Source organism: Nonomuraea sp. NPDC050556, from assembly GCF_044457355.1.
Classification (GTDB): domain Bacteria; phylum Actinomycetota; class Actinomycetes; order Streptosporangiales; family Streptosporangiaceae; genus Nonomuraea.
The window spans coordinates 16,641-37,887 of the sequence record NZ_JBITGU010000009.1 but is presented as its reverse complement, the minus strand read 5'-3'; the positions used below and the strand labels follow the sequence as shown (position 1 = coordinate 37,887).

Below are 21,247 nucleotides of genomic sequence, written 5' to 3'. Positions count from 1 at the left end.
CAGCGACAAACGTGCCCAGCGCAACCAACGACCTGGACGACCGGTCCTTCCGCGAAGCCGTCCTGGAGATCACCGCATCCATCGCCGACGACCTCAAAGACACGGGGGATCGCGACGAGGCCCGCCAGGCCGTCCAGGCCCGCGTCCAACGCTGGTCCCAGAACCGACTCTCGGACGGCACCCCGATCAGCTTCGGCACCCAGCGCAGACTCGTGGAAGCCGTCGTCGACGAGCGCTTCGAGCTCGGCGTGCTCACGCCGTACATCAAGGACAGCCGCGTGGAGAGCATCGACCTCAACGGCTGCGACGAGGTCTGGATCACCTACAACGACGGCACCTGCGAACGCGGCCCGGCTGTAGCCACCAGCGACGACGACCTGATCAAGATGATCCAGATGTGGGCGCTGCACAAGAGCTACAACCCCCGCGAGTTCTCCGCCGCCAACCCGCTGCTCAACACCGCGCTCAAGCCCGGCGACGGAGACGACGGCGTGGGCGTACGGCTCAGCGCCACCATGGCCGTCACCACCCGCCCCAGCGCGAGCATCCGCTGCCACCGCCTCGTCGACGTCACCCTGAACGACCTGCTCAAGCTCGGCACCATCAATCGCAGCCTTCTCGCCTTCCTGAAGGCTGCCGTGCTCGCCCGCCTGAACATCGTCATCACCGGCGGCACCGCAGCAGGCAAGACCACCCTGCTCCGCGCCCTTGCCGCGGTGATCGACCCCGCAGAACGGCTGGCCACGCTGGAGTCGGACTACGAGCTGTTCCTCGACAAGCTCAAGCACCGCCACCAGAACGTCATCGCCTTCCAGGTACGGCAGGCCAACTCAGAAGGCGCCGGCGCGGTCGGCCTCAACGACCTGATCCCGCACTCCCTCCGAAAGAACATCAAGCGCATCTTCGTCGGCGAAGTGCGCGCCGACGAGATCGTCCCGATGTTCGAGGCCATGAACACCGGCCACCCAGGCTCGATGTGCACCATCCACGCCGACGGCACCGAAGAGATCTTCAACCGCATCGTCATGCTGTGGACCCGGGGTGTAGGTGCCCAGACCCCGCCAGCCGTCATCCATCTGAACACCGGCGAGACCATCGACCTTGTCGTCCACCTGCGCATGGACCCCGACACCAATACCCGCTTCGTCTCCGAAGTCCTCGAGGTCATGCCACCGGCCGACAGCGAGCTGCCTAGCCGTAACCATCTGTATCGCCCCACTGGCCCAGGCGGCAGAGCCATACCGGACATCACCCCACAGTGCCTGCCCAAGCTCAAGGCCGTCGGCTTCGACCCCGCACTGCTCGACCCGATGGCCGCCCTCTGGGACGTCCGATGAACACGAACGCCCTGCTCGCCGGGCTCAGCGCCATCGCGGTCCTGGGTGGGATCAGCTGCATCATTGTCGGCTTCGCAGGGCGGCCACCCGACGATCCGGTACGACCTCCTTCCCGATGGCAGGGCGTCATCGCGCGGAGCCGACGGCTGATAGCCATTGCCCTCGTGGCCACGATCGCCGTGTACGTCCTGACCGGCTGGCCGGTCGCAGGTTTTGCCGCCTTCATCGGTGTGCTGACTCTGCCCAAGGTCGTATCAGCAAGAGCGGCCACCGAACGCATCCGCAAGCTTGAAGCCTTGGAGCTGTGGACCCGCCGCCTGGCGGACCTGCTCGTCGCAGGTCGCGCGCTTGAGCAAGCCCTCGAACACAGCGCCGCCCGCAACGTCCCGCCCGCGATCGCCGAACCTGTGGCCGCACTCGCCCGCCGCCTCCGCGTCATCCGCATGCCCACCGAGCAGGCGCTCCGTCTATTCGCCGACGAGCTCAACGACCCCATCGGCGACCGCATCGCCGCCGCGCTCATCCTCGTCGCCCGGCGGCGCGGCAAAGGCGCAAGTACAGTCCTTCAGCGTCTGGCCGAGCTCGTCGCCAAGGACGTCTCCGACCGGCGCGAAGTCGAAGCCGCCCGCGCCGAACACCGCACTACCGTCCGCTGGATCATCGGTATCTTCATCACCTTCACCGCCGTCGCGGTCTTCCAGCAGTCCTACGCCGCGCCCTTCAGTACGCCCGTCGGACAGACAGTGCTCGCCGTCGTCGCTGCTTTCTACGGCATCGCCCTGTGGTGGCTGCACCGCCTGGGCAACGCCGCACCAGGCCACCGCTTCCTCACTGATCCGGGGAGGCCTTCGTGATCGGCGGCATGCTCATCGGCCTCGGCCTCATGATCGTCATCGCAGAACTCTTCCCCGGCCGCCCCCGCCTTGACGCAGCACTCGCCAGGCTCGACGGAACCGCTACACCCGCCCGGATGCAGAGAATCACCGGACGCCTCGCACGACTGCCCGTCCCACGAGACGACCTCGCGCTACTCGGCATCAGCGTCGAACGCTTCACCCTGCAGCGCATCGGCTTCCTCCTGCTTGGGATGATCCTTCCGCTGCCGCTCAGCCTGCTATGCGCAGCAGTCGGTCTCCCGCTCCCATGGGCAGTGCCAGCAGGCGCTGGTGTCGTGCTCGGCCTCCTGTTTGCCTTCGTCCCCGACTACGCTGCCCGAGCCCAGGCGCGCGAACGCCGCCAGGAGTTCCGCGCCGCCTTGGCTACCTACCTGGACATGGTGGCACTAGAACGCGCCGCTGGAGCAGGACCGCCCCAAGCTCTCCAAGCGCCGGTCGACGTCTGCTCCGGCTGGGTGTTCGCCCAGATTGCCCAAGTGCTGGAGCACGCCAAACGAGCCGGCGACCAACCCTGGCGCGGCCTGGCCACTCTCGGCGAACGCGTCGGAGTCCCCGAACTGACCGAACTCGCCGACATAGCCGAAGACGCCGGTTCTGAGGGCACCCAAGTGCTGTCCACGTTGCTTGCCAAGGCCCAGTCCATGCGTACGACCGCGCTCACCGACGCCCGTGCCCGCGCCAACAGCCGCACCAGCGAGATGCCCATCGCGATCGGCATCTCCGTCTTCGGCTTCCTGGTGCTCGTCTGTTTCCCCGCCGTCTACCGGATCATGAGTTGAGGTGCCCATGGACTACTGGCTCGCACTCCTACGCCACCGTCTCGACCAGGCCCGCAAGGTCACCGACAAGGGCGCGATGTCCGCCGAAGCGATGATCATTATTGCGGCCCTCGCCCTGGTCGCCGTCACGGTCATGGGCATCGTCACAGCAAAGATCATCGAGAAGGCGAACTCGATCAACCTGTGAACCGCACCGACCGCGGGATCGTCAGCGCCGAAGTGGTGATCGCGCTGCCGGTCGTCATGCTCACGATCCTGGCCTGCATGCAGCTGTGCCTGCTGTTCTTCGCCCAATCCGTCGCGCTGGCCGCCGCACAACAGGGCGTGCGCGCCGCCCGAGCAGACGGAGCTTCCCGTACGGCAGGCGCCGACGGCGCCCGCACCTACGCCTCCCAGACCGCAGGCGGCTTCCTCCACTCAATCAGCGCCTCCAGCAGCGGCGACGCCACCACAATCCGGATCACCGTACAAGGAAGATCACTCTCGCTCGTGCCCTTCCTCCCCTCGATCCAGATCACCGAAGAAGCCGCAGGAGTCATTGAACGGTTCACCACGCCATGAACGAACGCGGCAGCGCCACGATCGAAGCAATGCTCGCCATCCCGGCCGTCGTCCTGGTGATCCTGCTGGGAGTAGCCGCCGGGCGCATCACGGTCGCCACCGCCGCAGTAGAAGCCGCAGCCCGAGACGCAGCACGCCAAGCGTCAATCGCCCGTACGGCAGGCGAAGCGAGCAGCCGGGCACAGGCGAGCGCCCGCGACTCCCTCAACAGCAGAGGTATCCGCTGCACGTCGGTCACCGTCCAGGTCAGCACCGCAGGTTTCGGGCGTCCCGTCGGCAGCCCGGCCACGGTATCGGCGACGGTCACCTGCACGGTGCCACTCGAAGACGTCGCCTTCCCCGGATTGCCCGGCAGTGTGCGGCGCCAGGCCACATTCGCCAGCCCGCTCGACCCGTATCGCGGGAGGGGCATGTGAGACCGGACAAGGGCGCTATCACTCCGTACACGATCATCTTCATTGTCGTCCTGATGCTGTTCGTCGGTCTATCTGTCGACGGCGGCGCCAAGCTACGCGCTGGGTGGGAAGCCGTCGGTATCGCAGAAGAAGCCGCTCGCGCGGGTGCCGGCCAGATCGATCGCGCCGCCGTCTATCGAGGTGCGGACGCCGCTGTCGACCGTGGCGCCGCCGTACGGGCAGCGCAGTCGTATCTCGCCACCAGCGGACACAGCGGCTCGGCCGGAATCGCGGGCCCACGATCGATCCGGGTCAGAGTGACCGTCACCAAGCCCACCTGGCTGCTCTCGCTTGTGGGGCTCTCATCGGTCTCGATGACGGCCACCTCCACAGCGGACCTCGTGTCCGGAGTCGAAGGGCCAGGCCGATGAACTGGATCCGCGCGCTTGTCGCATGGACCACCCTGCTGGCCCTGATTCTGGGCTTCCCCGTGTCCATGCTCACCCTGGTCGGGTCTCCACTACCTGACCACGTGCCTACCTTTCAGGAGCTCGCCGACAGGTTGACCGCTCCGGACAACGGCACGCTGATCGTCAACGTTCTGGAGTTCCTGCTCTGGGGAGCGTGGGCGCTCTTCATCGTCGTCGTCGCTGGGGAGATCCGTGCTCGGTTCCGCAACAGGGGAGCCGCGCCCGGCTTGCCGGGGCTCGGCGGCCTGCAACGCCTCGTCGCCCACCTCGTCACCTCGGCGTCGCTCGTGGTCGGTGTCCCTGCCACGGTCTCGGCCGATACCGCCGCCCCTCCGGTGGTCGCCATGGCACCCCAGCATCCGCTGGGCGACGCCGACGACCATCAGACCTATCGAGTACGCCAAGGCGACACCCTGTGGGCCATCGCAGACGCCAAGTTCGGCAATCCACGTCGATGGCCCAGGATCTGGAAACTCAATGCCCACTCCAAACAGCCCGGCGGCCAGCGCTTCCACGATCCAGACCTGATCCGCCCAGGCTGGAAACTACGTCTGCCGATCAAGAAACCCCACAAGCCCGCTCAAGAACCCTCACGGCCATCCGTCCCTTCACCTTCGCCGAGAAGCCATGTGGAGCGGGACCAGCGCACCGTCGTGGAGCTACCTTCTGGATCGCTGGTAGCGCTGGCCTACGTCGCGGGCATCAGCACCGCGTTCGCGGCCAACCGATTGCTCCGGCGCCGCCGCAGAACCCTGCCTGGCCCGGTTGAACCGATAGCTGTCGTACCGGAGCCCCAACCGGAGCCGCTGGTCAGAGAGTTCCGCCACGCCTTCCGGGAGTCGTTCAAGGAGCCGCCTCCCGAGGAGGAGCTCCTGCGCGAGGCATACTCCATTGATGTGCCTGCGCACACAGCGATCGGCCAACGGCTCGATGGCTCTCTGATCGAGGTCGATCTTGCTGGCCCAGGCCTCGGACTCCAGGGCGAAGGTGTGCCCAGCGTTGTCCGCTACCTGATCTTGGATATCCTCCGGCAGTCCAGCGACTTCCGCACCGAGCTCATCATCTGTGCTGACACAGCCAGGACAGTGTTGCTGGAGCAGCCTCCAGAGCTGCCTGGGCTGGTGGTGACGACCACACCGGAGGCCGCACTCAAGCGGTTCAACGAGACTCACTTTTCCCGGCGTCGAATGCTGCTTGAACGGGAGGCGGCGGACATAGAAGAGCTACGAGAGCGTGATCCTGGCGAGCCGTTGCCCGCCGTACTTCTGGTGACAGAGCTTGACGACGAAGTCTACGAATGGATCACTGCTCCGCTCATGTCGGGCAAGCACACAGGGGTGGGAGCTCTGGTCCTTGGGGACTGGCCAGGAGGCACGAGCTGCAGGATCGACGAGAGCCATCGGGTCGAGCACGCGGAAGGCCGCCTTGCGGAGAAGCTGGAAGGTGCACATCTCTTCCACATCACCCAAGAAGAGGCTGCAGCTTCGCTCCGAGTCCTGGTGCCTCCCGTAGATCCGACGCCATCGCTACCCGCAGTTTCTACGGAGTGGACTGGTCCGGAGCTCGTCAGATTGTCCATTCTCGGTCCGCCTACCGTCCTCATCTGCAATCAATCAGCGCCTTTGGAGCTGAGCTGGCTCCAACTCAGCCTGCTCGTCTACCTCGCGCTGCACCGAGAAGGTGCCACGCGCGATCAGCTCACCACCGCGCTTTGGCCAGATGAGACCGGCAAGGACGTACACAACACTCTCCGGCACCTACGTAGCGCGCTCGCCACGGCAACCGGCTACGTGAGTCCCGATGTCAGGCGAGCGCCCTTCATCAATGCGTCAACCACTAAGGACAGCGCGACATATCGAATCGATCCCCAGCTCATCGGCGTTGACCTTTGGGACTTCAATGATGCGCTGGGGCAGGCGGGGGCTGATCCCACAGCCCTCGCCAGAGCTGCCGCATTGTGTAAGGGCGAACTGGCTCGTGGCCTGGAGACGGACTGGATCGAAGACCATAGGTATCCCTTGACCAGGTCCCAGGCCGACCTTCTCAGTCAGTACGCTAGCCGCCTTGCCGAAGATGATCCAGAACAGGCTCTGGACACCCTCGAACGAGCCCGCCAACTTGACCCTGAAGCGGAGGAGCTCTACGTCAATATCGTCGAGCTGCAGCTACGCCTCGGCCAACGCGACGCAGCTCGCCGGTCAGTGGACCTGCTCCGTAAGCACCAGCGCGGTCTGGGTCTCGCGATCAGTCCCCTGACGGAGCGGCGTTTGCGCGATGTCTTCGCGCAGAGCCACTGACCGGACAGCCTACTTCTGGCGGCGTTTGCGGTCGAGGCGATCGACCGCGAACCAGACACCGAACGCTTGAACGGCGCCCGCCAGGACGAGCACGCCCAGATAGACGTAATCCCAGGTGTGCCCTTGCGCGAAGGAAGGGGTGGGGATCGTCCTCAGGAGCGAACCGAAAAGGAACCCTGTTGGTGCGGTGGCGAACATGATGAGGAGGTACTCAAGCCCGCCACCGGTACCTGCGTGGGGGAGCGCGTCAAGCGCCAGTAGGACAACGACGACGAAGTAGGTGATGCAGACGGCGCCGAGGGCTCCGATCCTCTTGGCGAGGCGCTTCAGGCGGTTCACAGGTGGGCTTCCTTCATCGTCAGGGTAGATCGGGAGCGGGCCGTACCCTGTCTTGCATGTCGTGCTGAGAGTACGGCCCGCATGGGACTGCGCTGGACGGTTAGTACTGGTAGTAGTGCTTCATGCTCCAGCCGCCGCCCTTGATGACGCCGTAGTAGTACTTGTAGGCCCAGTCGCGGCACAATGACCGCTTGGTCCACGTGACCCGCTTGATGCGGGCGTTGGATTCGATGTTGCAGGTGTAGTCACGCATGGTGGTGTAGAACACCGCGTCCACAGCACCCTTCATCGAGATGTCCCAGGCTTTGGTACGCAGGTAGATGACCCCATAGCCGAAGTCGTGCATGTCGCAGGCGATGGAGAAATCGAAGCCAGGTGGCTTGCTGCCGGTCGGGGAAGTGCACTTGTCGTTGTTGACGCCGACGACCGCCTTGCGGCCTGGGGTTTGCTTCCATCGGGAGGTGAGCTTCTTGCCGAAGTACTCCATCGGCACCGGGCCCGCCCAGCAGGATTTGAGGCCCCACATGTAGTCGGCGGCGTATCTGCAGCGCGGGTAGCCCGGAGGACCCGCGGGAGTACTTGCCCGTAGGGCCGGTGCGGCTGGGGCAGGGGTGGCCGACTTCAGCTTTCCGACCGCTTCGTAGACGAGGGTCCAGGCGCCGTTTTCAGGGGTGGACAGCTTGGTGATGTTGCCCTTGGCGTCGTAGGTGTACGTGGTTGCCGGGATTGCGGGTTCATCCTCGAGTCCCTTGCGAAGATTACGGACTTCACGTAGACGACCTGCGTTGTCGTAGGCGTACTTGTTCACGACGATCGCCGCAGTGTCTCCGGCAGCGTCGTAGGTGATGTCGGAGAGTTGGCCGGAGAAGTCGCCGAACACGGTCGCCGTTCCGGTGGTGGCCGTGGCGTATCGCAGTGTGATGGCTGAGCACTTGGGGCCGGCGGCAGTACACACCTGGGTGGTGGAGGCGCTGGCTTCCTCTGCCGACATGGGCGTGGCAGGGACTGCCATCTGGCTGACTCTGCCCTTGGCGTCGTAGCTGATGGTGGTGATGCCGCCGTCCTTGGCGGTCAAGGCGGTGACCAGGTACTCGGTGCCGACCTTGGTCCAGGTGTACGACAGGCCGGTGTCAGGTTCGCCGGTCTGGGTGAAAGTCCCGTCGCTGTTCTTGACGACCGTGGTGCCGTCCTCTTCGACGAAAGTGCCGGGCTTGCCGGTGTCGGCGATGTAACGCAGCGAAGAGGTACCGGACGACAGCGCGACCTCGATGTAGCCGTTGGCGCTGGTGTCCTTGAGCCGGTTGCCGAGCATGCCGCCCAGCGGCTCAAGCCGCCAGTTGGGCCCGAGAACCTTCTCGTTGGCCTGGGTGACATCCATCCGGGCTCCGGCCGAGTGGCTGCGGGTGATCAGCAGCCCGTCTTCGGACACGTCGGTGGCGTCGGTGATCCACGAGCCGGTATCTGGGTCGGGTCGGCCGGGCTTGAAGTCTGCTGGGCCGGGATCGGCGGGGTCGTCACCCTCACCAGGTGTGATGACTTCATCGGAAGTAAGGGTAAGGGTGGGGCCGAATGCACCTTCGTCGGTGTTCTCCGAGGAGGTGAAGACGCGGTAGTTGGCTGTCTTGGACTCCGTCGGCGACTGGAGCACAAGCCCGTGGTTGGGGGTTCCGGCCGCCCACTTGTTGACGATGGGCGCGATGTCCCACGTCAGCGGCGCGCATCCTGCGGTGTTGGTAACGGCGTCGTCGGTGGCGTTGGTTGGTTGAGGGGCCCAAGTCTGAGAGGCGGCATCCCAGGAAGAGGTCACTCGTCGCACCTGGATGCCATCGCCGACCTTGGGTCCGCAGGAGGGTGCGTCGATGTTGTTCAGCTTGAGTTCGGCAGCGGTGACAACCTTCAAGCCGGTCGTGTTGAACCGTAGGTATGTCCGGGCGATATCGCCGTCGGCTTCGGTTCCGGCCTTCAGATAGCCGCCGGAGTTGTTGTTGCCATCGAAGTTCTTCGACACGTCGGTGTCATTCGACAACGGCAGCGTGACCGACGGGTCCACGGTCACCGGGTAGGTCGTGGATGGGTCGTTGAGGAAGTCCATCGACGGCTTGAGGATCAGCACCTTGCCGCCGGCGCTGCTGGTGAGGGAGGCATCGATGTCCCCGCTGTCGACGTCACCAACACCCGGTGCGGCGCTCTTGGCCTTGTCCGCAGGCGAGTCCCACATGCTGGGCGTGGACGAAGAGGCCACCACCTTGCCGCCATCGGTGACCTTCAGCCGGTCACCGGTGCCGGTCACTGCGAGGCCACCACCGGCGGTCACCGGCACCTTGATCTCGACGGGTTGCGTCGGCTTGGCGCGCAGGATCACGTCGAACCGCATGCCGGTCGGCAGAGCGGTTGCCACCAGGTCGCCCGTCTCGCCGACCACTCCGCGGTAGGTGGCCTTGTTGCCGGAGATTTCCGGCTGGGGCAGCTTGTCGGCCCAACCAAGCTTCACAGTCTTACCGGGCTCGGCACCGATGCTGGCGAAAGGCTCGGTCCCGCCGCGGGAGAAGGCGACGGAGGCCTTGGCCACCTTGGGCCGTAGCGAGTCGCCGTCAGTCATCAGGTCGGTGTCGATGTCGGCCCATTGGCCGTCGCGCTGCACCCGGATGGGTGAGGTGTGCAGCTCGGTGATGGTCTTGCCGTTCTCGCTGTAGACCGTGGAGGTCTCGGTCAGCTTGACGACCTGGCGTCCGTTGGAGGTCGCATCGGTCGAGGAAGTGGGCTGAGGTGTGGGTGTCGCGTTGGCGACTGTCACTGAGTTGAGGACCGCGAATGCGCCCAGTGCGCATGCGGCAGCCAGCCTGCGGGAAGGCTTCACTAATCACCCTTAGGGGTATAAATCGGACAAAGGCGACGCAAAGTTAGCACGGAAATTGACAGCAAACGTTCAGGGAGCGCCTGGCGTGATCATCGAGTCGTCACGGCAGGCCCGACACCTCTCAGGGCGCGGTAAGGTCTTGGCGGTGCGCCATCAGGGAGAGGTAACTCAACCGCTGGACCTGCGGTTTTGGCGCGGCCTGGGGGACTGCCCGCACTCAGTACAGGTGCCCCACGAGGAGCGCCACCCAGAGCTCGTCGGCATCGTGGTATCTCGCTCGCACGCTCTCGGTGACGGACCTGGCCTCGATGCGCCGGATGAAGTACTGACCGCCTGCTGTGCGGAATTCGTAGACCGGTGAGAGGCAATCGCAGGTCCACCTGGTCACGCGGGAACGCTCACCTGACCGCGGTGTGTACCACTCCAGCTTCTTGGATTCGGAGGTTGGCAGTGCGGCGTGAGGGCTGAAGCACTCGTGCGGAATCACGGTCAGGCCGCCACGGCCCATGGGAGCGGTTTGTGACCCACTCCGCCAAGCAGCAGGGGCGGAGTCACCTTCGTGCGCCCGGTTGACTCGGGGCGCCATTCCCGGACATCCACCAGGCCGGGTTCGATTAGGTGAAGCCCTGCGAAGCAGCTGTCTGGAAACGTGACAGGTGGACCGCTCGCGGCGAGGTAGCTGCCGGGAGCCATGATCTCCCGAATGTGTGCCGTTTCTCCGACGTGAGGGTGCATGAGCAAGATCGCCATAGGTCGGTCCAGGTCAATGAGCTCCTGGACCTCCCGATGGCGAGGAAAGACATCCCGATCAAGGACGGCTTGTACGCCACGCGTCCGCAGTAGTAGGGCGCGGGCGTGCGTCACCGTGCTGGGGTCGTCGTCCACGTAGATGACTCGCGCGTCAGGGATGATCGATTGGGCGACTACATGGATGTTGTCCTGGGTGGGAAGACCTGCGCCGACGGCGATGAACTGCCTGATGCCTGCCGTACGCGTGAGGTATCTCACGGCCCGACGGAAGAAGTCGCGGCTCTCCCGTACCCGCTCTACCAGGTGCGGGATGGTGACCTTGAGTTCCTCCGCCGCAACCCTGTCGGCTCCGTAATGGGCGTCGCCGCCCAGGAGGTAGTCGTAGATACGAGCCTCGTTTGGCTTGGTAATGTCGATGAACGGGTTGGTGCCGTTGTGCTCGCTCATGTCGCGGCGCCGCAATCATCCAGCTCGACCCAGACCGCCTTGCCGTACTCGGTGAGGTCTATGCCCCAGCGGTCGGAGTAGGCCTCGACCAGCCACAGCCCGTGCCCACCGACCGCCTCGGCCATCGGCCTCTGCTGGATGGGCCGGTTCTCGGCGTCACGATCGTGGACCTCAAGCCGGAGCGTTTCGCCAACGAAGCGCAGGATGAGCGCGACGGGGGCGCCACCGGTCTTCGCGTGCTTGATCGCGTTGGTGATCAGTTCTGAGACCAGCAGTTCGATGCGTTCGGCGAGGTGGGGTATCTCCCAGCGGACCAGCATGCGCCGTGCCCAGGCTCGTGCGGCGGGAACTGATGCCGCCACCGGTGACAGCGTGTAGGAGCGCGACAGGGTGTCGTTCGACAGGCTGCTCGTCATGCCATGAAGAGAACGCTGAAGAACTCACTTCCTCCACAGCAGATCCGTGCAGGAATGGCGCATCAATGCCGCATTGGGGCCTACGACCTGCGCAGAAACGAGGAATACTGCACTTAGGACTCCACGGTGGGAGCGATAGCGTGCCTCAACGACGACAAAGGTTAACGCAACGCCGCAAAACGCTTGGATATTCACAAGAGAGCTTCGCGTACGCCGTAGGCGTGGAGCGTTCAACGGTTGTGCGGTGGGAGTGCGGCGAGACCGAACCCAGAGCGTGGCACCGTCCCAAGCTGGCCGAGGTTCTTCAGCTATCACTCGACGAGCTGGACGACGTCCTCACGGCTCCACCGGGCGACGACGCTGATCGGCTCGCCTTCACCCTGCGCAATCCTTCGGCGGTTGACCTCGTGACGGCCGCCCATCTGGCGCAGGAGATTGAGCGCCTCAACACGGAGTACGACACCGCCCCATCAGCATCGCTCCTCGCGGCTGCTGGCCACTGCCACAGCCAGGTCACCCTCCTCTACGGCTTCGCCCCAACAGGGCGGATTCGCCGCGCGCTTGCGTTCTCCGTCGCGGAGTCGGCGACGCTCATGGGCCAGCTCATCTGGGACGCGTCCCAGCGACGTGACGACGTCGTACCGCTGCGGTACTTCGATCAGGCGATCTCAGCGGCGCGGGAGATCTCTGATCCCTTGCTGGAGGCACACGCCCAACTACGCAAGGGCTTCGTCGCCCTCTACGGGACCAAGGATCCCGACGAAGGGCTCCGCCTCTGCCGCGAGACAGCGCTCGTCAGCAAATCCACGAGCAACGTCCTGACTGGCCTCGGGCACCTTCATGTCGGTGAGGCCCACGCCATGCTCGGCCAGCGCCGCGACTGCGAGAAAGCTCTGAGCGCCGCGGAAGGGAGCTTCGGCCAGATCCGCTCGGACGACGAAGCCATGCCGATGTTCGCGTCGTCGCAGTTCGACCGCATGGCCGGCTCCTGCTACCTGTTCCTCGGCGTGAACGGCAAGGCTGAGGAGATCTTGACGAGGACCGCTCGGAGCCTGGTCCAGTGGAAGAAATCGCAGTCCATCGTCCTCGGGAACCTCACCCTGGCCTACATCAGGCAGGGCAAGCTTGAGGAGGCCTGCGGCACGCTGCACCAGGCGATCGACCTGATCGAGGAGACCCGCGGCGGGGGCGGCATGAACATCGCCTTCTCCGCTGGACGCGAGCTGGCACCCTGGCGCCATGAGCCCTGGGTGCAGGAGCTCAGCGATCGACTGTTCGGGCTGATGACCACGTGAGCCTCGACGAACAGAAGAACGCCGTCAGGGAGCGGGTATGGTCCGCACTGATCGAGGCAAGGGTCTCTACCCCCGACGCCCGCGGCTACATCCCCGACTTCATCGGCGCCGAACGCGCCGCCGAGTTGCTCTCGGCGACCGCACCCTGGCATCAGGCAGAGACGATCAAGGCCAATCCGGACACTGCGCAACTAGCTGTTCGTGCCCGCGCGCTGGCTGAGAACAAGCTGCTCTACATGGCCGTTCCGAAGATCGCAACTCTCCAGCCCTTCTATCTGATCGATCCGGCTCGATCACAGTTGTCCCCGGCGGAGGCCGCGACGAGCGGGGCCGCGGCGGCGAACAGCCCTCTGGTGAGCACCGAGGACATGCGTCCTATCGACCTCGTGGTGTGCGGGTCGGTTGCCGTCAACCGCCAAGGGATACGGCTGGGCAAAGGGGCGGGATATTCAGACATCGAGGTCGCGCTTCTCATTGAGGACGGCCTGGTCGGAGACAACACCCTCATCGTGACAACTGTCCATTCGCTTCAGGTTGTCGATGAGCCACTGCCTGAGGCAGGGCATGACTTTCGCGTCGACCTCATCGTCACGGAGAAGGACATTATCGTGTGTCCGCCTGCGCGGCGGCCGAGCGGCTTGATCTGGCCGAGTATGCCCGCAGAGAAGGTCGCCGCAATCCCGGTGCTTGGCATGCGCGCGAAGAGGCGCTTCAACTAGACCTACGGATTGGTCGTCCATTAGGTATCCTGTTAGGCCGCCTGTTTAAGTGGGAGGGGCCAGAGCGTGTATTGCTGCAGGTGGTAGCCCCCCGTCTGGGCAGCTGCCATCTCCGACTTATGTACGGGGAGCCCATCCATAAAGGGGGATTGTCGGTCTATCTGCCCCGCTTGAGTCAGGCATTGGCTCCATAGTATCTGCCATTCTTTTCTCAATCCCTCTATTTAGACTATTTGATTTGCCGGCGCCCCCCTTTCTTGTAGTCATATAGCCCTTGGCCTGCGATAACGCGTGAACTTTCCGCATAACTCCATTGATTCGATCTCTCTTTTGCGGTCTAATTGAATTAGCCAAGAAAGGTAGTCGGAAGAGATCGGAGAACGGTCATGGCGAAATTCGACTTCGGAAAGTACGTGCCCGCGAACGTGCCCGGCGCGACGCTCACGCCGGAGGACATGGCGCGAGTAACGGCGGACGACTGGGCGGAGATCCGCAAGCTGTCGCGCGGCTACTGCCGGACCGTCGACGCCACGCGTTCCCGTAAGCGCATGGATGGCAGCGCGACCATCGTCAAGAGCGGATATGCGCCCTACGGCACCGATGACGTCTCAGACGACGTCAATCAGGATGCGGTGCTCCTGTTCGCGCAGCGTCTCCGCGACATCACCAGCACGTGTAAGCCAGACCCAGACGGCGAAGGATGGATCTACGTACGGCGCGACGGTGGCGAGATGCCCATCACGCGCCAGACCCTCCGGCGTTGGGCGGTCCGCGACGCGGCGGCGCGCAACGGCTACCGCGTGGACGTGCCCCCAGACCAGATCGACGTGACACCGGGCGCACAGCTCATGCGTGGACTCCCGCACGTCGAAAGCGTGGCGCGAGCGGCGGTCGCGTTCTCCGCCGCTCAGCACAGCGCGGAGATCTTCCGTCAGGCGTTCGGCGACGGTCAGGAGTTCCCCACGCTGCGTCGGATCCTGAGCAAGGCGGAGCAAGCGGAGGACCTGGGCAGAGCTGGAATCCTCGCGACCGTGGCGCAGGAAGAGAACGGCGGCGCGTACGGCTCCCGCCGCGCGGTCATCAGGGTCCGCGACGCGGCAAGAGCGGAGCTCAGGGACCTCTCAGAGCGCCTTGACGACACGCGGAACGCCATGGTCTACACGGGTGGCGAGGCACTGGCCACCGACTGACACAACCCATCTGAGAGCCCCGGCGTCATGTCGGGGCTCTTCTGTATTTCTGCAGTTCAGCGGACGTTTGGGCGGGTTGGTTGCCCGTATTTATATGAGACCGAGAAACGCGCCGCTCTCGCCACGCCATCGCGTCCGCGCCCATGCGATCGGCTCCCAACCCCTGCACGCCTCACTGGAGGACCCATGCCGATCTTGGACGGCCTGGCGTTGCCTCAAGGCTGGAGGATCTCCTCCCGGCTGCTGGCTGCCTGGCCTATCGACGCAGAACATCAACTTGAGCTGTGGCCGACCGGACGTACCGATGACGGGCGGACCCGCTGGCACTACCGGCTCTCCAGCAAGAACCGCACGATCTTCAGCGCACAGGACATCACCTCGGGCGCGGGCGCCGTGCTCACCACCGATGAGCTCATCCGCTCCGCGCGCACGATCCTGGCCTTCCTGACCCTGTGCCCCGGAGACACCGACGCCGAGTACTTCGACGCCTACACGCGCACGCAGATCACCTGGCGCGACAGCCATGCAGAGGATCTGTCCCTGTTCGCCATGGACGACCTGTGCGGCTACTGCGGTGGCGATCACCCCTCACCGGGCTGCCTTGGATTGGGGACGTGATCATGGCTCGCTGGTTCGGTCTCTGGTACGGAGGATCCGGCTACAGCTCTCCAGAGGACAACGATCTTGAAGAGTTCTCGTCCCTCGCGGACGCCAAGCACAAGCTGAGCGAGCGCTACGTGCACGGCTACTGGCAGACCACGCGCTTTGAGTTCGTGCACCGGGAGCCGTCGCGGGTGCTCACCCCGTGCGTGGGTGACGACTGCGAGATCACCCTGTACCGCTCCCGCGACGGAGGCGACTGGCCCGAGATGCGGATCTTCCTCGGGCCGCGCGGCGGCGTCCGCTCCGAGCGCTGCTGACCCCATATCCCCCCTTGCCCCGGCGTGTGCGCGCCGGGGCTTGTTCATGTCTGGAGGACACCCATGTTCCCGACCCTCACCAACCCCGCTGACCTGCTGGCCGCTGTGCCGTACCTGCTGGGCTACCACCCCACCCACAGCCTGGTCGCGGTCATGATCGACGACCGCGCCGTCAAGGGGGTGATTCGCTACGACCTTCCGGAAGACCCCGGGGACGCGCCAGAGCTGGCTCACTGCTGTGCTCATGCGCTGGTCGACTCCGCGATGCCGTCCGCGTTCCTGATCGGCTACGGTCCCGGCCCGCTGGTCACCCCGGTCATGGACGGGATCTACAGCGCCCTGACCAGCGCCGAAGTCGAGATCATCGACGCGATCCGGTGCCAGAGCGGCCGGTACTGGTCCTATGTGTGCCCCAACCCGGAATGCTGCTCACCGGACGGCGTGCCGTACGACGTGAGCAGCAGCACCATCGCGGCAAGCGCCGTGACAGCAGGAATGGTGGCGCTGCCTGACCGCGACGCGCTCTGCCAGATCATCGCCCACGCCGACGGGCCAGAACGGGAACCGGTGAAGACTGCCACGGTCGCTGCCCGCGCCCGCGCAGAGGCACAGCTCGACACGACGCGCTGGTTCACCGAAGGACTCCGGCACGCCAGGAAGTGCTTCGACCACGTCCGAGCGGACCGGCCGATCCCGCCGGATGATCTGGCCTGGCTGGGGGTGCTGCTGACCTCCATCCTGGTCCGCGACATCGCGCTGACCCTCATCAGCGAGTACGGAGACGACGTCTCCATGCGGCTGTGGAAGGAGGTCACGCGCAGGGTGGAGCCCGAGTACGTCCTGGCTCCGGCGGTCAACCTCGGGTTCCTGGCCATGCGCGCCGGAGACGGCACCCTGGCCCGCCTGGCCGCCGAACGGGCTCTGGCCGTCGACCCGACGTACAGCTTCGCCAACCTGATCATGGCTGCGCTGGAGTACAACGTCAGCCCGGCGGCGATCGCGGAGGTCGAGTTCGCCGACATGTTCGAACAGATCACCGCACAGGCCATCGGGTCTCCGCAGAAGGCTCGCCCTGTTCTTCCCTGATCCACCCCTGTTCGTTCCTGGCGCCGGGCACCCCCTGTCCGGCGCCTTCGTCATGTCTGGAGGAGAGATGTCCAAGGAATCCCTGCAATGGCTCAACGACAACACCCTGATCGGCTTCACCGACAAGCGCGGTACCGCCTGGCACTACCGCGCCACCCTCCAGGGCGCCGAGCCGAACCACTACACCGGTGCGATCCCCGTCGCCGACGTCGAGCGGCGCCTGTTCGGCTGGGACGCCCTGTCCCGCCCGATCTACGTCGAAGACCCGGTGACCGGCGGGCTGGCCGAGATCCCCGAACGGCAGGCGATCGTCCGCAGCGACGACGGCCACGTCATGGGGATCTTCTCCGACGGCTACCAACCACACCCCTACCGCCAATGGCTGCTCGACACCATCGGCCGACTGCTCGACGATGATCTGTCCATCGGTTCGGCCGGGCTGCTCCGCTCCGGCGCAGTCGCCTGGGTATCGGTCGAGGTGCCGGAGAACATCCTCACCCCCGAAGGCGTGGAGTTCCGCCCGAACCTGTTCGGCGCGACCTCCTTCGACGGCTCGCTCGCCACGACATTCAAGCGGGCCGTGACGAACGTGGTGTGCGACAACACCATGGCCGCCGGTCTGGCCGAGCGCGGCCAACAGGTCAAGATCAAGCACTCCCGCCACTCCACACTCCGCCTCGGCGAAGCCCGCGACGCACTCAACATCGTCTACGAGGTCGCCGACGCCTTCACCGCACAGGTCAAGCAGCTCTGTGAGACCACCGTGAGCCCGGGTCAGTGGTCGAGATTCCTGGACGAATACGCCCCCGTACCCGCCGACGTCGGCAGGTCTCGCACGCTCGCCGAAACCAAGCGAGACAGCCTGCTCAAGCTGTGGCGCTACGACAACCGCGTGGCGCCCTGGTCGGGAACCGGGTGGGGCGTGCTTCAGGCCGTCAACACCTACGTCCAGCACGAACAGACCGTGCGCGGTGCCGGACGCGTCGAACGCAACTACCTCCGCGCCGTTACCGGCGGCGTCGACGACCTCGACCGGGCAACCCTCCACACCCTGGAGAAGATCCTTGATCGTGCCTGACCCTCAGGGGTACGGCTGCCGCCCCTCCTAGGCAGCCATACCCCACAAGAGCGAGCGGCGCGGGCTCGCCGTGACAGGATCTCATCGGTCACTGTTTCCGGAGGGCGAGATGAACGACGAGACAGCGGCACTGCTCTTCGACGTGGTCGGCCGGTTGGAAACGGCCATCATGGCGCGCGAATGCCCAGCGATCGTCGTCATGCAGGGCGAGACCCTGCTCGCGCTCACCGATTACGACTACCTCCGAGGCGACGAATCGGCAGCAGCATTCGAGACACGAGCAGCGGCCAGAGCACAGGAGATCAACGCAGGGCGCTGGGTGCTGGCCGTCCCTCAGGTCTGGGTGATCACCCCGGATGCGTTCCTGAGTCGCGCCGTGTCCAATCACCCCTTGCGCGAGGGCGAGCAAGAAGCGATCACCTGGATGAGTTTCGACCGGGAGGGCGGCGTGGACTATGGCCGCGTGCCCTACACCCGTCGGCCAAACGGTGAACCGATCTTCGATGACCCCGAGATCATCACGGTTGGAGTCAGGCCGGACGCATCGATGCCAGGCGTGACACTGCTGCGTTCAACGGCTTAACCGATCCTGCACACATCCTCAACACGAGGGTTCATACCTTCTCCCCAATCGACAATCTGGGGGGACATCATGCGTACGTCAGGGATGATATTGACGCTAGTAGCGGTCGCGACGGCCTTGGCCGTTCCCACCACCGCTGCCCAGGCCAACGCGCAAACTCCGGGCGCATCGTTCACGATCAGGAACGTGGCCACGGGGATGTGCTTGGCGATCGGAAGCGGTGAGCGGCGCAAGGCCAAACCGGCCATCCAATGGCCTTGCAACGGCGGCAAAGAACAGCAGTGGTACAAGAGCAATTCGCGCCTGATCAACGCCGCGACCGGGATGTGCCTGGCCATCGGCGGCGGCGAGGCCAGCAAGGCCAAACCGGCCATTCAATGGCCTTGCAACGGTGGGCCTGAGCAGTGGTGGGATGAGAGCTGGCACTGGCCCAGAAGCACCGTCAGCCAGATCGACTATGCCCAGGAGCACGGCGGCCCCAGCTTCACCAACGGAGCGACGGGGATGTGTCTGGCCATTGGAAGTGGCGAGCGGCGCAAGGGGAAGACGGCCATCCAGTGGCCATGCAAGCAGTCGGCCAGGGAGCAGTCCTGGAGGAGCAAGTAGCTCCCAAAGGCTCAGGAGGGCCGACTCGAACGAGCCGGTCCTCCTGAGAACTGCTCTTCCTAACAGCCAAGAAAGGTGAGAGCGGTCATCTAAAGCGTACGCCTGACCTACCGAGGTCGTACGGCTCCTGCGTACTCCGCTTCTCGTGTGGCAGTCCACGGTCCGACCTGAACGGTGCTGCCTGTCTGGGGCGCGTGGACGTAGCGCTTGCCGTCGATATTGATCGCCACGTGGTGGATGGTCGAGGGGTCCTTGGGGTTGTGGGCGAAGAAGATCAGGTCGCCCGGCTTGAGCTGTGAGCGCGCGATGTGCGTGCCTGCGTTCCACTGGGTGGAGGTGTGGCCGCCGACCTTGATGCCTGCCTTGGCCCAGGCGTATTCGGCGAGGCCTGAGCAGTCGAAGCCCTTGGTTCTCGCGCCGCGCCCGATGCCGAAGCTGGGGCCGGTGGGTCCGCCACCACCCCAGGAGTACGGCACGCCGATCATCTTGAGCGCCTCCTTGAGGGCTACTGCGCCACGGCCGGACTTGCCGATGGCTTCCAGCGTCTTCGGGTCGAGAACCTGGCTGATCTTCTTGGAGAGCTCGGCGCAGAGCTTCTCGGCTGCGCTGTTGACGATCTGCTCGGCGAGCTTCGAGGGATCGCCTTTCTGCCGTGTGCTAGGGAGGTCGCCGTCCTGGATCCCTCTGATCACGTCGGTCACCATGGCTGATCGCGGGATTCCTAGGGAGAGGCCAGTCTCCAGGGCGGTTCGGACGATCCGGGCGTCCTTCGCGGAGAGATTCACAGATGCGCTATCTAGGGCGGCGACGATGAGTTCGGCGCGCTTCTCGTGCTTGGCGTAGGCGTCTGGGAAGGCAGATCGTTGGACGGTTTGTGCGGCGACGGTGAGGGGCTTCGTATCCCAGTCCTTCACCGCCGCCAGTCGGGTGAAGAAGCTCTTGGCGGCATGGCGCGGGTTAGTGACCTGGGCGTGGGTTCCCCAGCCGTGTTCGGGGTGTTGCTGGAAGAGGCCGAACGCCTTGCCATTGTCACCGACGGCGCTGTTCTTGAGAAACGACTCCTGGAGCGCGGTGGCGATGCCGATCACGGCTGCTCGCTTCGGCAGATCGAGGTCGCTGGCGGCCTCACTGATCGCCTCGGCATTGGCGAGTTGCTCGGAGGTGATGCCGAGCTTGGCTTTCGGCTTGGCCGTTCGAGGAGAGACGTAGGAACAGGCGGCTGAGGCGAGCTTGTCGGGGTCGGCCTGGGTGGTGGCGGCGTGTCCGCCTGCCATTCCGGCGACCAGGGCGATGCTGGAGACGAGTCCGCCACCGGCGGCGATGGCCTTGATGAGCCCGGCTTCGAGAATCATTCTTCGTCCTCCTTGGGCGGCTGCTGGGGGCCGAGGCCGGGCCAGTGGAGGGCGAGTTCGGCGAGGCGGATGCGCTTGCCGTCGTGGTCTGAGGGGAGCCAGCGGGCTCCGGCCACGCCGTCTTCCACGGTTCCGGCGCTGGGGTGGCCGGTGGCGATGGGGACGAACATGTGGGCTGGATGGTGCTTGAGCTTCTTGCGGAGGTTGGCCTCTCTTCGCTCGCCCTGGACCCAGAACAGGACCGGGGTGATGATGCGGCTGGACTCGGTGAGCTCGGCGTAGCCTTCGAGCTTGCGGGCGACGCGGTCCAGGGGCTCGGAGCCCGTGTCGTACTCCAGGAAGAAGTCGATCCTGTTGCCGTCCTCTCGCCAGCGGGCGAAGGCGTCGGGGCGGGCGATCGGACCCCATTCGGTGGAGCAGCGGTTCTGCGGCCACCAGGTAACGAGCTCGGCGTCGCGGTGGCGTCGGGCGTAGCCGTACAGGCTGGCTGCGATGCCGTTGGTGCCGACTGTGTGGGCCAGGTGCTGGTTGAAGGCGATGCCGATCGTGCGGTCGCGACGGTAGCCGGAATCGGCCAGGTCGACGCCGTCTTCTGAGGCGAGTACGGCGGCGCCGGTCTCGCCGATCACGTAGTGGTACGGGGCGGTGCCCATGGCGGGCGGGAGGTTGGGGCGGAAGCGTTCCAGGACCCCCATGCGAGTCAAGGCGAGCAAGCGCTTGCGTGCTGCGTCATCGGTGTCGAAGTACATCTCGCTGAGCTGAGCCGAGGTCATGACGCGGTAGTCGCGGAGCATGCGGACCAGGTGACGGTCGCGGTCGGTGAGGCGGATCGCGAGCTGGTTGAGCATCTTCGGGGTGAAGTGGATCATTGGTG

The 21,247-nt window shown here is 65.2% G+C and carries 24 protein-coding genes; 17 read left to right on the top strand and 7 right to left on the bottom strand.

The annotated features are described in order from the left end of the window. Positions 1-11: 11 nt before the first annotated feature. From ACIBG8_RS54035 to ACIBG8_RS54000, 8 genes are read left to right on the top strand one after another with little or no spacing between them, the layout of a single operon-like run. On the top strand, positions 12-1,337 hold the full coding sequence (locus tag ACIBG8_RS54035) for a CpaF family protein (protein WP_397351263.1): 1,326 nt from the start codon (positions 12-14) through the stop codon (positions 1,335-1,337). Next, positions 1,334-2,191 (top strand): type II secretion system F family protein, encoded by an 858-nt coding sequence (locus tag ACIBG8_RS54030; protein WP_397351262.1) that lies wholly within the window; start codon positions 1,334-1,336, stop codon positions 2,189-2,191. Before ACIBG8_RS54035 ends, ACIBG8_RS54030 begins: the two co-directional genes overlap by 4 nt. Next, entirely contained in the window at positions 2,188-3,012 is an 825-nt protein-coding gene (locus tag ACIBG8_RS54025; RefSeq protein ID WP_397351261.1) for a type II secretion system F family protein, read from the top strand. Before ACIBG8_RS54030 ends, ACIBG8_RS54025 begins: the two co-directional genes overlap by 4 nt. Before the next feature lie 7 nt (positions 3,013-3,019). Further along, complete coding sequence (locus ACIBG8_RS54020) at positions 3,020-3,199, top strand: hypothetical protein (protein WP_397351260.1); 180 nt, start codon at positions 3,020-3,022, stop codon at positions 3,197-3,199. Then, positions 3,196-3,573, top strand: a complete 378-nt coding sequence (locus ACIBG8_RS54015; RefSeq protein WP_397351259.1) for a TadE family protein — start codon at positions 3,196-3,198, stop codon at positions 3,571-3,573. The genes ACIBG8_RS54020 and ACIBG8_RS54015 overlap by 4 nt, the downstream gene beginning before the upstream one ends. Further along, complete coding sequence (locus ACIBG8_RS54010; protein ID WP_397351258.1) at positions 3,570-3,989, top strand: TadE/TadG family type IV pilus assembly protein; 420 nt, start codon at positions 3,570-3,572, stop codon at positions 3,987-3,989. Before ACIBG8_RS54015 ends, ACIBG8_RS54010 begins: the two co-directional genes overlap by 4 nt. Next, a complete protein-coding gene (locus ACIBG8_RS54005; protein WP_397351257.1) occupies positions 3,986-4,399 on the top strand; it encodes a pilus assembly protein TadG-related protein in 414 nt (137 codons plus the stop codon). Before ACIBG8_RS54010 ends, ACIBG8_RS54005 begins: the two co-directional genes overlap by 4 nt. Then, entirely contained in the window at positions 4,396-6,735 is a 2,340-nt protein-coding gene (locus ACIBG8_RS54000; RefSeq protein WP_397351256.1) for a tetratricopeptide repeat protein, read from the top strand. The genes ACIBG8_RS54005 and ACIBG8_RS54000 overlap by 4 nt, the downstream gene beginning before the upstream one ends. A 9-nt stretch (positions 6,736-6,744) precedes the next feature. Here ACIBG8_RS54000 and ACIBG8_RS53995 read toward each other — a convergent pair whose 3' ends face one another. The 5 genes from ACIBG8_RS53995 to ACIBG8_RS53975 all read right to left on the bottom strand — a co-directional run bounded on the left by ACIBG8_RS53995 (position 6,745) and on the right by ACIBG8_RS53975 (position 11,544). Then, a complete protein-coding gene (locus ACIBG8_RS53995) occupies positions 6,745-7,074 on the bottom strand; it encodes a hypothetical protein (protein WP_397351255.1) in 330 nt (109 codons plus the stop codon). A 100-nt stretch (positions 7,075-7,174) separates the two neighbouring features. Further along, entirely contained in the window at positions 7,175-9,931 is a 2,757-nt protein-coding gene (locus ACIBG8_RS53990; protein ID WP_397351254.1) for a phospholipase A2, read from the bottom strand. Between the two features lie 217 nt (positions 9,932-10,148). Next, positions 10,149-10,319: a hypothetical protein gene (locus ACIBG8_RS53985; protein WP_397351253.1), complete on the bottom strand. Its 171-nt coding sequence runs from the start codon at positions 10,317-10,319 to the stop codon at positions 10,149-10,151. Positions 10,320-10,420: 101 nt separating this feature from the next. Continuing rightward, entirely contained in the window at positions 10,421-11,128 is a 708-nt protein-coding gene (locus tag ACIBG8_RS53980; RefSeq protein WP_397351252.1) for an SAM-dependent methyltransferase, read from the bottom strand. Continuing rightward, on the bottom strand, positions 11,125-11,544 hold the full coding sequence (locus ACIBG8_RS53975) for an ATP-binding protein (RefSeq protein ID WP_397351251.1): 420 nt from the start codon (positions 11,542-11,544) through the stop codon (positions 11,125-11,127). The genes ACIBG8_RS53980 and ACIBG8_RS53975 overlap by 4 nt, the downstream gene beginning before the upstream one ends. Here ACIBG8_RS53975 and ACIBG8_RS53970 point away from each other — a divergent pair. The 9 genes from ACIBG8_RS53970 (at position 11,481) to ACIBG8_RS53930 (ending at position 19,021) form a co-directional block, all read left to right on the top strand. After that, positions 11,481-12,839 (top strand): helix-turn-helix transcriptional regulator, encoded by a 1,359-nt coding sequence (locus ACIBG8_RS53970; protein WP_397351250.1) that lies wholly within the window; start codon positions 11,481-11,483, stop codon positions 12,837-12,839. The genes ACIBG8_RS53975 and ACIBG8_RS53970 overlap by 64 nt on opposite strands. After that, positions 12,836-13,558 carry a 5-formyltetrahydrofolate cyclo-ligase gene (locus ACIBG8_RS53965; RefSeq protein WP_397351249.1) on the top strand — a complete coding sequence of 241 codons (723 nt, stop codon included), beginning with the start codon at positions 12,836-12,838 and terminating at the stop codon, positions 13,556-13,558. Before ACIBG8_RS53970 ends, ACIBG8_RS53965 begins: the two co-directional genes overlap by 4 nt. A gap of 386 nt (positions 13,559-13,944) precedes the next feature. Next, positions 13,945-14,748, top strand: a complete 804-nt coding sequence (locus ACIBG8_RS53960; RefSeq protein ID WP_397351248.1) for a hypothetical protein — start codon at positions 13,945-13,947, stop codon at positions 14,746-14,748. 186 nt (positions 14,749-14,934) lie between these two features. Continuing rightward, a complete protein-coding gene (locus ACIBG8_RS53955) occupies positions 14,935-15,366 on the top strand; it encodes a hypothetical protein (protein WP_397351247.1) in 432 nt (143 codons plus the stop codon). 2 nt (positions 15,367-15,368) lie between these two features. Then, positions 15,369-15,668, top strand: a complete 300-nt coding sequence (locus ACIBG8_RS53950; protein WP_397351246.1) for a hypothetical protein — start codon at positions 15,369-15,371, stop codon at positions 15,666-15,668. A 63-nt stretch (positions 15,669-15,731) separates the two neighbouring features. Next, positions 15,732-16,754: a DUF4192 domain-containing protein gene (locus ACIBG8_RS53945; RefSeq protein WP_397351245.1), complete on the top strand. Its 1,023-nt coding sequence runs from the start codon at positions 15,732-15,734 to the stop codon at positions 16,752-16,754. Positions 16,755-16,821: 67 nt separating this feature from the next. Further along, positions 16,822-17,832: a DUF932 domain-containing protein gene (locus ACIBG8_RS53940; RefSeq protein ID WP_397351244.1), complete on the top strand. Its 1,011-nt coding sequence runs from the start codon at positions 16,822-16,824 to the stop codon at positions 17,830-17,832. Positions 17,833-17,941: 109 nt separating this feature from the next. After that, positions 17,942-18,415, top strand: a complete 474-nt coding sequence (locus ACIBG8_RS53935) for a hypothetical protein (protein WP_397351243.1) — start codon at positions 17,942-17,944, stop codon at positions 18,413-18,415. Between the two features lie 69 nt (positions 18,416-18,484). Beyond that, positions 18,485-19,021: an RICIN domain-containing protein gene (locus ACIBG8_RS53930; RefSeq protein ID WP_397351242.1), complete on the top strand. Its 537-nt coding sequence runs from the start codon at positions 18,485-18,487 to the stop codon at positions 19,019-19,021. Positions 19,022-19,128: 107 nt separating this feature from the next. Here the strand turns inward: ACIBG8_RS53930 and ACIBG8_RS53925 are convergent, their stop codons facing one another. Both ACIBG8_RS53925 and ACIBG8_RS53920 read right to left on the bottom strand, forming a co-directional pair. After that, on the bottom strand, positions 19,129-20,373 hold the full coding sequence (locus tag ACIBG8_RS53925; RefSeq protein WP_397351241.1) for a C40 family peptidase: 1,245 nt from the start codon (positions 20,371-20,373) through the stop codon (positions 19,129-19,131). Further along, positions 20,370-21,242 (bottom strand): replication-relaxation family protein, encoded by an 873-nt coding sequence (locus ACIBG8_RS53920; protein WP_397351240.1) that lies wholly within the window; start codon positions 21,240-21,242, stop codon positions 20,370-20,372. The genes ACIBG8_RS53925 and ACIBG8_RS53920 overlap by 4 nt, the downstream gene beginning before the upstream one ends. Positions 21,243-21,247: the final 5 nt, after the last annotated feature.